This is a genomic window from Maribacter sp. ACAM166, from assembly GCF_005771495.1.
GTDB lineage: Bacteria > Bacteroidota > Bacteroidia > Flavobacteriales > Flavobacteriaceae > Maribacter.
This window is the reverse complement of sequence record NZ_VAUW01000014.1, coordinates 87,625-98,352: the sequence shown is the minus strand read 5'-3', so window position 1 is coordinate 98,352 and position 10,728 is coordinate 87,625. Positions and strand designations below refer to the sequence as shown.

Below are 10,728 nucleotides of genomic sequence, written 5' to 3'. Positions count from 1 at the left end.
ATAACTTCAACCACCCACATAAATCTTTAGGTAATAAATCACCTAAAGAGTGTATGCCCAGGTTTGATGAAGAATTTAAATTCTTCATCAAACCTGACCTAAATAATAATTATTTATCGAATTTAGAGGTGTCCTAAGACGGGGAAGCCTACAGTTATGACACCAATACGGTAGGTGAGGATATGGAAATTATCTTTAAAATGCGGCGCTATATGCATGATCGTAAAGAACCCTATACCATAGAATATATACCCGATCCGTTATGTTGGACAGAGGTGCCTGAAGAGTTAAACATTCTTGTCAATCAACGAGATCGTTGGGCCCGTGGAAATCTGGAAACCTTATTTAAGCATAAGGATATGCTATTTAATTCTAGGTTCGGTAGATTGGGATTATTGAGTTATCCCTACTGGTTCTTTTATGAATGGTTATCTCCATTATTAGAATTCTTTGGGTTTTTTACGGTTTTATTATTTGCCTACTTAGGAATTTTGAATTGGGAATTCTTTATTGTTATTACTACGGCTATTTATCTTTTTTCAATAATGATATCATTTTACGCTATTCTGTGGGACGTGTATTCATACAATCAATACAAAAAGACAAAAGATATATTAATATTAATGGGATTTGCCTTATTAGAACCATTCTTATTTCACCCTATAATTGTATACGCTGCAGTTAGGGGCAATTATAAAAAATTATTTAACGTGAAAACCGGTTGGGGATCACAGGTCAGAAAAGGATTTGCAAAAGCTAGTTAACTTCAAGAAATGAATACGAGTACTATAGATAGATATACTTTAAAGCAATATACTAGGCTTATGATATCCTTTTTTGGATGTATGCTAGTATTAACACTTTTTCAATATGGTATATTGTATTATAGAGGGGTGTTAGATGCTATACTATCTACGAGTTTGGTAAAGGCTTTAATTCATCAAATTGGCTTCACGGCTATAATTGGTATAATTCTAGTTTTTCCTTTTAATTTTTGGGAAAACTTCAGGCCTAAATATGGGTTCAACCTTGTATTTGTTTTACTGGGTTTCATATTGATTATCGAGGCAATGTTAATTGGGTATTACTGCACAACCCTAGTTCCGTTAGGGTCAGACCTTTTGGGGTATAGCTATTCTGATATTAAAATAACCATAGCCAACTCTGGCGGATTAATGCTCTCTATTTATGTGCTGATTGGAATAATTTTTCTAATCGGAATTTTCTTAGGGCTATACAGAGTAACCTCAAAATTCTATAATAGAATTAGTAGAATGTATCCGTTTACTATTATCCTTTTCAGCTTATTTGTTGGATCCCTATTTACCGATGGTAAACCCATTAACCAAAATAAAACACAATACTTGGCTGTTAACTTATATAACAGTAGTACAGAAGATAATACCTATACTTCAGATGAGGAATTTCCATTAATTAAAAACGACAATATTGAAGATGTATTGGGAGCGTATTTCGAATTAAAGGAAAAAAAACCGAATATCGTTTTTATAATGGTTGAAGGTCTTGGTAGAGATTTTATGGGAGAAGGGGCAGAGTTTGGTGGTTTCACTCCGTATTTAGATTCTTTAAGTACCAAGTCCCTTTACTGGGAAAATTTTCTTAGTAATACCGGTAGAACTTTTGGCGTATTACCCTCATTATTAGGCTCTTTACCATTTGGAAAAAGTGGATTTATGGAGTTGGAAGAATTCCCGAATAAATTGACCCTTTTCAGTGTATTGAAAAACAATGGATACCATACTTCTTTTTACCAAGGCACTAATAGTTCTTTCGATAAGGTTGATCGGTTTCTTAAAAGTGAAAACATTGATTTTGTACTCGATAAATCAGGCTTTGGAGTCAACTACGAACAACAAGCAGAAGATGCTACTGGCTCCTCTTGGGGCTATCCAGATAAAGAATTGTTCAAGAAAAGTATTAGTTTAACAAGAGACGAAAATCAGCCTAGATTAGAGGTTTATATGACCATAAGCACACATGAGTCGTTTATTCCACCAAATCAATATTTTTATGAGGAGAAGGTAGAGAAGTTACTCTCTATGGGAGCGTATGATTCAAGGGTCGAAAATGTTATCGAAAAAAATGACAATGTTTTTGCTACACTTTTATATACCGATGACTCGATTAAGTGGTTTATGGACGCCTATAAATCACAACCAAATTACGATAATACCATATTTATAATTACTGGTGATCATAGATTGATACCTATACCGCAACGAAATAACATAAGCCGTTTTCATGTTCCATTGATTATGTATAGCCCAATGTTAAAGACAACACGTAAAATGAGTTCCGTATCATCTCATTTCGATGTCACGCCTTCTATTTTGGCTATGTTGAAGAGTACTTATGAATTAAAAATGCCAAAAAAAATAGCGTGGATGGGTGGCGCAATAGATATGGAAACTTCATTTCGATCCATTAAAAATATTCCACTAATGAGAAACAAGAATGAGTTAAAGGAATATGTAAGTGGAAAAAACTTATATACGGATGGAGATATTATGGAACTTGAAGCTAATATGGACGTTAGTTCTTCATATGGCGGTGGTTCAAAAATTGAATCTAAACTAGAGGCGTTTAAATCTATGAACCTTTATGTAACTGCCAAGAATAAGATAATACCAGATAGTTTGGCCATTTTCTCCATTCAAAAGGAAAAATTTACGGAAAGTGAAACGGTTTGGCTTAACAGTGTTTATGATGGTAAGGATTCTGATAAAGGTTATTTCAAGGCTAGGGAATTAGCATGGAATAAAAAATGGGACAAAGCACTCTTATTATGTCGCTATAATTTATCCGAAGCTCCCAGTCATATAGATACTAAAATACTTATGGGTAGGGTCTATTCATGGAAAGGAAACCATGAGAAAGCCATTAAAATATTGAAAGAGTGTATTAATTTAAACCCTAATTACATTGATTCTTATGCCGCGTTGTTTGATATTTATTATTGGTCTGATAAATTAATTGAAGGTTTGGAACTAATAGATTTAGTTGAAGAAAATAGCTCAAGTGCCAGCGAAATTGCAGAGAAAATTTCTAGGGCACGTACGCTGGCAAGAAATGCAGGTATTAAAGTTCATAGGCCTACTAAAAGCACATTGGCTTCCACAAAATAATGAAGAATAGGATTATACAAAGCGTTTTTTTCATAGTACTAAGCTGTATTCTCAGGGTTAGTGGACAAGATGCGAACACTATAGAGAGTAATACACGAAGTTTTGAAACTGCCTATGTATTGGCTTATGACGGTAAAACTTCAACGGCTATTAAAATGTTGAGCACATTGGTAAATGAACAGCCTGGTAATGCCAATGTAAAAACACTATGGGCCAGTACGCTTAGCTGGGAAGGTAATTATGAAAAAGCACGCTCAGTATTCAATGATGTATTATCTAATGATAAAAATAACCGGGAGGCATGGATATCTGCAGTAAAGAACGAACTCTATGCTAAAAACTATTCCATCGCATTAGGGCTGGTAAATAAGGCGTTATTGTACCTAGATGAGTATAGTGAATTGGAAAGGCTTAAAAATTTAGCAAAAAAAGGTATTGATAATACAACATACGTTGAAAAAGGCTGGTATAATGTCGATAGTAACATTAACACCATTCTTACCCCAAAAAATAGCGAGAACAAGGCAAATAAAATAGCCATTACAGATTCTAGTAGTGTTAAAAGTGCTCCAATTATAAGAAAAACACCTGTTACTGAAGAAGAGCAAAAAAATAGGGTAGCGGTCAATAGTTCGGTTACCATTTTTGACCAAAGTTATAACCCAATAACTTCTTCAAGCATATCTTACAAGCGACAAACAGCCTATGGTAGCATTATACCTCGGCTAAACCTTAGTAACCGTTTGGGTAAAAACGGTATTCAACTGGACTTAGACCTTTATCCAAAAATTGCAAAAGGATTCTATGCGTATTTGAATTATGGATACTCTAATTCAGAACTATATCCAAACCATAAAGTCGGCGGAGATATTTATTATAATCACAAAAGTGGTATTGAATTTTCAGCCGGAGGTAGATATATTAGTTTTGCCACAAGAGCTGTAAAGTCGATAACAAACTCGTTAGGCTACTACCGAGGAAATTACTACTTCTCATTACGTTCTTATATAACACCTGTACCTAATCAATTAACTAAAGCATCGGGAAATATATTAATTAGAAAATATTTAAAGGATGCTGAAAACTATATGGGAATCAATTTCGGAATCGGATTTTCTCCTGAGTTGAGGCAGTTTTCATCAGGAAATCAAATTTTGGCAGAGACCTTATTGTATATCGAATCTCAGCGGTTAAGCTGTGAGTATCAGTTTACGAGTAAAAATAATCTAAGTTCTTATCGAACGAATATTGGTGTATTGCGTCAGGAACAATCTTTCGTCCCTGGAAGTTTCTTTTATTCATTCTCTGCCGGACTAACCTATCAATTTAATTTTTAGGTTGTTGACAGCCGAATAGTATATCCGAATAGAAAATTATTCGATCGATTTAATAATTCCTAAATTTTATTTAGTAAAATTTTTAGAATTCATATCCGATATCCATTTATCTGCATACATCCCATAAACAAGGCCTATTTCGTTGTTTTGTACATATTCTTCATCCTTCCCTGGGTCAAAATTCACATTATATACAAACACTTTTATACCTGCTTCCTTTAGTTGCAGTAAAAGTTTAGTTTGACTTGCAATCATTCTTCTTGAAAGACCTACATATGTTACATTATTCACTTTTAAGAAGTTTATTTTATCTCCTTTTAATCCAAGTAATGGTTCTTGTGAAATCATGGCATGTATATTATGTTCAGATGCTTTTTCAACTGCCATAACGCTAAATAGCTCCATAATAAGCCGGTTTTTATCAATAAAGGCATCAGCGAAAGCAAGTGGGTCGTTTACCTTATCGGTCACCAAAGTAGCGTCTGGGTGCTCTTTAAACCAAGTATTTATACCTTCCATATCTAATGTACTATAATCCCCATAAATCTTTCGTTTGATAAATTGAGCATGAGTAGGAGGTAAGGCACCAGTATAATCTGTAAAACGGGCCCACATATTCCAATCATGTGCTGCAACTAAATGCCTGTCGGAAGTTTCTATAATATCCAATTCAAAAATTCTGAATCCCTTTTTATAATTCTGATCTAGGGCATCTTTTGAATTGGTTGATCTTATCCCATTTACTTCACCGCCTGCATGTGCAATATATCTATCAATATTAGGCTCAAAATCATATGTTATTTTAGGAAAGTAACTATGCTTATCAAAAATTTCAGAAGACACTGAAATAGTTTTAATAACCGACATGTCATTTACTTCTTCAATAATACTACCGTTTAAGTTATGCATAATGTACGCCTGTCTTCCTTGTAAATTGCTTAATTGAATAAACCCTAGTGATTGTAATGATTTTGCTAAATCTCCTAGACTTGCAGCTGCAGAATCATGGGCCAATAGTGCGAAATTTGCGTTGCTCTCAATCATTTGAGTCAGCACGGTCAACAATGCTTCTGCTTCTGCTTTACTACCGTATGTATCAAAGGTTTTATATTCAATATTTTTTGAATCATGAAAATGAATAACCGTTAATCCGCGCTCTATAGATTCTGTTTGGGATAAAAAACTAAAGGTGCTTCGTTGCTTCGCATTAAAACTATGGCTATTTAAAAGTAGTTCTATATGCTCATAAATAGGTGCTATTTTAATGATTGGCTCAATGGCCAAACTATGAACTACACTGCTTAAAATGAGAATAGGCAGAAGTACATTGGTTCTTAGGATAATGAATAGCATAGCGGAAGAATTTATCATTTCTTTTAAATCTAATTTTGATTGTGTTTACACTCGTAAAGATGCGTATGAATTAACGAATTTAAGTGCTTCATATTGTAGTTTACTTAGCGTTATTAAGATTCAGAAAGTATATCAGATGGTACAACGTAGAAACAGTACGCTACTTATTTTTAATGTATTTACTAGTAAGATGTAAATGATTTTGAAATTCTAAAACATTCGTCAAGGTATTGGAACAACTAATTCGCCGATTAAAAACCACTAACTCGGATGAACGGTCACTATAGAATCCTTTTCCAAATTAGTGACTAGCGATAATTTAAGTAAACAACACTTTTTTATAGGTTTTACCACAAAAACAAAAAGGTTCACCACATTTAATTGTCACACCTTAATCTACACTATATATTTACTTTAGTAGAAGTAGTTACCCAAATCAAAATGTAATAATTAAACCTACACACATGCTTTACGATACCTACGGTGAAGAGTACCTGTTATTTCTTCAAGATTTAAATGAAATTTTAAGTATAAACGAATTAGCTGAATTGGATTATATGTAAACAGTCCAAGCCACAAATCTAAAAACCAAAATTCTCATGGCACACCAAAATCAAGATTTTCCATCCTATCAAAATTTTATTCAGGATTTAAATGATATTCTGGTTAATTTCAACATCAATAAATTAACCTATTCTTAGGTTGATACTAGGGTTAAATAAGAAAGCACCCATTACAAATGGATGCTTTCTTATTATATAGATGTATTTGATTCTATCCCAAATATGTTTTCAACAACTTACTTCTAGAGGCATGACGTAACTTGCGAATTGCTTTCTCACGAATTTGTCTAACGCGTTCGCGAGTTAAATCAAATGTTTGTCCTATTTCAGCCAAAGTCATTGACTGTTGGTCACCAATACCATAATATAGTTTTACCACATCAGCCTCCCTAGGGGACAATGTATCCAACGCTCTATTGATTTCTGTATTCAAAGATTGTTGTAACAATTGATTATCTGGTCTAGGTGATTCACCTGAACGCAATACATCATATAAGTTTGAATCTTCTCCTTCACGTAAAGGTGCGTCCATAGATACGTGTCTACCTGAATTCTTAAGTGATTGCTTTACCTCAGAAACTGTCATTTCTAATTCTTTAGCAATTTCTTCAGGAGATGGCGGACGTTCATGTGCCTGCTCTAAGTAAGAAAATGTTTTCTTAATTTTATTAATAGAACCAATTTTGTTCAATGGTAAACGAACTACTCTTGATTGTTCAGCCAAGGCTTGTAGAATAGACTGTCTAATCCACCATACCGCATAGGATATAAATTTAAATCCTCTAGTCTCATCGAATCTTTTGGCTGCTTTTACTAAACCTAAATTTCCTTCATTGATTAAATCAGGTAATTTTAAACCTTGATTTTGATATTGTTTTGCTACGGAAACCACAAATCTTAAATTTGCTGTGGTTAATTTTTCCAAAGCTGCTTGACTACCCTCCCTTATCTTTTGTGCTAACTCTACCTCTTCATTTGCAGTAATCAAATCAATTTTACTGATATCTTGCAAGTATTTGTCGAGTGATTTAGACTCGCGATTCGTAACCTGCTTGATAATCTTTAGTTGCCTCATATGTGTGTATGGAATTTAGAAGTTCTACAAGTTTACAGTATACCACTTATTATTGTCAATACCAAACAAACTAAGCTATACTTCTACACTATTTATAAGGTTTAACAAAGTATTATGCATTTAGGTCATTAAACGAGTATGCCTTATTTTTGAACCTACACAGCTATTAAATATGAGTAAAAGAGCTTTAAAAACATATCTTTCTAAATTACCTAAAAAGGCATTGGAAGAACAGCTATTAGAGCTTTATGAAAAATTTCCGACTGTAAAGACGTATTATGATTTTGCTTTCAATCCGAAAGAGGAAAAATTGATTCAAGAAGCTAAGGGGAAAATATCAAATGAATACTTTCCTTTAAAAAGAAGACGACCAAAAGCAAGACGATCTGTGGCTCAAAAATTCTTGAAACATTTTATAAAATTAGGGGTAGATTCACATTTAATTGCAGATGTAATGTGTTTTAATCTTGAAATTGCGCAAACATTTTCAATGGAAAAAAATGTGCCCGATTCCTTTTATAGAAGTATGCTAAATTCGTTCAACGAAGTAATACAATATACAGTCGTTCAAGGTATCTTACCCGAATTTAAAGTACGAATCCTTACTATTTATAAAGAAACCCAATCCCAAAAATGGCTTTTTGAAGATGAATTTTCAAAAGCCTTGGATATATTAGATTAAATAATGGCAATAGTTATCATTCGACAAGACAATAAAATAATACTTTGGAAAAATGCGCTTTTAAAGGCAAACAGTACATTAAAGGTATATAGTTATTTAGAAGACCATCCCAAAGATGAAATTACCATGGCTATTATTTGGAAACATCCACCTGGGTCACTTTCCAATTATCCCAATTTAAAATGCATTGCATCGGCAGGGGCAGGGGTTGATTATATTTTTGAAGACCCCACACGTCCAACAAACGTGCCTATCACACGTATCGTAGACCCCTTTTTGGCTAGCGATATGTCTGAACATGTATTGGCGGTTATATTGGCTCATCTTAAAAATTTGAATGCCTACAGGTTAAATCAAGTTGAAAACGTATGGCAGCCTTTGGAATATTTACGTATTAAAGATGTTACCGTGGGTATTCTAGGTCTTGGCGAATTAGGTGCGCTTACTGCATCTGACCTAACCAGAGTTGGTTTTAATGTTCAGGGGTGGAGTCGAAGTAAAAAGGACATCAAGAATGTAAATACGTACTCAGGCAAAGAAGCCCTTTCTGAATTTCTTAAATCTTCAGATATACTCGTATGTCTTTTACCATTAACGCCAGAAACAGAAGGTTTTTTAAATAAAGACCTTTTAGCACAGCTTCCTAAAAATGGGTATATCATAAATGTAGCTAGAGGCGGTCATTTGGTCGATGGTGATTTACTAATGTTATTAGATAATGGTCACCTTTCTGGGGCATGTTTAGACGTTTATCATACAGAACCATTACCACAGGCACACCCCTTTTGGAATCATAAAAAAATACATATGACTCCCCATTATGCAAGTGTTTCAGACACAAATTCAGTAATTCCCCAATTATTAGAAAACTACAAACGACTACATAATAACGAGGAACTGAATCATAAGGTAGACATGGCAAATGGCTATTAATATTTCGAAATTCAAGATTTATATTTCTTTTACCCACAAAAATCACATAATTTTATAAGGTTTTTGCATTATAAACCTGTTTAACGCCTACAACCCTTTTGAAGCTACAGAAAGAGATTACCGAAAAGACCTTGTACGATTATCAAGAGGAAGATTTAAATACTATTTTCAAGTATTTGGATGATACTGGTGATAATTCGAACCTATTGTACCAACTACCAACGGGTGGTGGCAAAACAGTAGTCTTTTCTGAAATAGCAAAACGGTTTATAGAAAAGACAAAGAAAAAGGTGGTAGTGCTAACTCATCGAATTGAATTGAGCCTGCAGACCTCAAAGATGCTTAAAGGGTTTGGAGTAAAGAATAAAATCATTAATAGTGAAGTTAAGGAATGGCAAGACCAAGAAGAATACATGTGCTTTGTAGCCATGGTCGAAACCCTTAACAACAGACTTCAAGAAGAGAAAATTGAAATTAATAATATTGGGCTGGTTATTATAGATGAAGCCCATTATAACTCTTTTCGAAAGTTATTTAAGTTTTTTGAGAATTCAGTGATTATAGGTGTTACCGCTACACCACTAAGTTCGAATATTAAACTACCCATGAAAGACAACTATAAAAAGTTGATTGTTGGGGAATCAATTGAATCGTTGATTCAGAAGAAGTTCTTGGCCAAGGCGAACATGTATAACTATGATGTTAGTCTGCAGAGTTTAAAACTAGGAATTAGTGGTGATTACACCGTAAAATCATCAGATGAGTTGTACGGTAACCATAGCATGCTAAATAAACTTGTGGCTGCTTATAGCGAGATTGCAAAAGGTACAAAGACACTTATTTTCAATAACGGAATAAACACTTCTAGATATGTCTGTGAAACCTTTAAAAAAGCAGGGTACAACATTCGACATCTAGATAACAAAAATAATGCTTCAGAGCGACGAGATATACTACAATGGTTTAAGGAAACACCCGATGCCATACTCACTTCGGTAAGTATTTTAACTACAGGTTTTGATGAACCAAGTGTAGAAACTATTATTCTAAACCGCGCTACCCGGTCACTTACGCTTTACTTTCAAATGATTGGGCGTGGGTCACGCTATTTACCCCAAAAGGAAGATTTCAATGTCATTGACATGGGAAACAACGTTGCCCGTTTCGGACTTTGGAATGCTGGAATTGACTGGCAAGAAATATTCCATTTTCCAGATTTCTATTTAGAGAATATTAAAAACGATGAGGATATTGAAAGGGAATTCGTCTACGAAATGCCGGCAGTTTTAAGAGCAGAGTTCGCCAAGTCGGTTGATATCGATTTTGACATCAAAGCAGAATACAAAAAGAGTTTTGCTAATGGAGAAAAATCTAAATTGGTGTTGGAGAAAAGTATCGAACAACACGCAAAAATCTGTTCTGAAAATTCAGAAGATGTTTTTGACGCCCGTATTCTTGCAAAAAAGCTAAAAGAAGAAATAAAATATCGTGTGCGTCAATATTCCTATTGCATCATGAACAACACCAAGAACTACAAAGAATGGTTAGAAGAAGATTATGAACGAAAGTTGCGTTCCAAAATTTCCAAAAAATTTGCATCTAAAATGTAAATATCAAACTTAGATGTTGGTTGAATTGT

General features: G+C 34.0%; 7 protein-coding genes and 1 pseudogene. 6 read left to right on the top strand and 2 right to left on the bottom strand.

Features of this window, described 5'->3' with window-relative positions; all coding sequences use genetic code 11:
• Positions 1–170: 170 nt before the first annotated feature.
• From ES765_RS11605 to ES765_RS11595, 3 genes and pseudogenes are all read left to right on the top strand, one after another.
• Positions 171–764: pseudogene (locus tag ES765_RS11605) on the top strand (glycosyltransferase); the annotation flags it as partial.
• Positions 765–773: 9 nt separating this feature from the next.
• Complete coding sequence (locus ES765_RS11600) at positions 774–3,146, top strand: sulfatase-like hydrolase/transferase (RefSeq protein ID WP_138114486.1); 2,373 nt, start codon at positions 774–776, stop codon at positions 3,144–3,146.
• On the top strand, positions 3,146–4,483 hold the full coding sequence (locus ES765_RS11595) for a YaiO family outer membrane beta-barrel protein (protein WP_138114485.1): 1,338 nt from the start codon (positions 3,146–3,148) through the stop codon (positions 4,481–4,483). Before ES765_RS11600 ends, ES765_RS11595 begins: the two co-directional genes overlap by 1 nt.
• A 66-nt stretch (positions 4,484–4,549) precedes the next feature.
• Here ES765_RS11595 and ES765_RS11590 read toward each other — a convergent pair whose 3' ends face one another.
• Positions 4,550–5,836, bottom strand: a complete 1,287-nt coding sequence (locus tag ES765_RS11590) for an interleukin-like EMT inducer domain-containing protein (RefSeq protein WP_171017293.1) — start codon at positions 5,834–5,836, stop codon at positions 4,550–4,552.
• A 774-nt stretch (positions 5,837–6,610) separates the two neighbouring features.
• Positions 6,611–7,474 carry an RNA polymerase sigma factor RpoD/SigA gene (locus ES765_RS11585; protein WP_079513021.1) on the bottom strand — a complete coding sequence of 288 codons (864 nt, stop codon included), beginning with the start codon at positions 7,472–7,474 and terminating at the stop codon, positions 6,611–6,613.
• Positions 7,475–7,646: 172 nt separating this feature from the next.
• On the opposite strand from ES765_RS11585, the gene ES765_RS11580 reads away from it, so the two are divergent.
• The 3 genes from ES765_RS11580 (at position 7,647) to ES765_RS11570 (ending at position 10,699) form a co-directional block, all read left to right on the top strand.
• A complete protein-coding gene (locus ES765_RS11580; protein ID WP_138114483.1) occupies positions 7,647–8,156 on the top strand; it encodes a DUF6155 family protein in 510 nt (169 codons plus the stop codon).
• A gap of 3 nt (positions 8,157–8,159) precedes the next feature.
• Positions 8,160–9,089 carry a 2-hydroxyacid dehydrogenase gene (locus ES765_RS11575; RefSeq protein WP_138114482.1) on the top strand — a complete coding sequence of 310 codons (930 nt, stop codon included), beginning with the start codon at positions 8,160–8,162 and terminating at the stop codon, positions 9,087–9,089.
• 98 nt (positions 9,090–9,187) lie between these two features.
• Positions 9,188–10,699, top strand: coding sequence for a DEAD/DEAH box helicase (locus ES765_RS11570; protein WP_138114481.1), 1,512 nt, complete (start codon positions 9,188–9,190; stop codon positions 10,697–10,699).
• The last annotated feature ends 29 nt before the right edge of the window (positions 10,700–10,728 follow it).

Coding starts and splice junctions, on each gene's coding strand:
- ES765_RS11600 (WP_138114486.1), top strand. CDS start 774: ATGAATACGAGTACTATAGATAGATATACTTTAAAGCAATATACTAGG.
- ES765_RS11595 (WP_138114485.1), top strand. CDS start 3,146: ATGAAGAATAGGATTATACAAAGCGTTTTTTTCATAGTACTAAGCTGT.
- ES765_RS11590 (WP_171017293.1), bottom strand. CDS start 5,836: ATGCTATTCATTATCCTAAGAACCAATGTACTTCTGCCTATTCTCATT.
- ES765_RS11585 (WP_079513021.1), bottom strand. CDS start 7,474: ATGAGGCAACTAAAGATTATCAAGCAGGTTACGAATCGCGAGTCTAAA.
- ES765_RS11580 (WP_138114483.1), top strand. CDS start 7,647: ATGAGTAAAAGAGCTTTAAAAACATATCTTTCTAAATTACCTAAAAAG.
- ES765_RS11575 (WP_138114482.1), top strand. CDS start 8,160: ATGGCAATAGTTATCATTCGACAAGACAATAAAATAATACTTTGGAAA.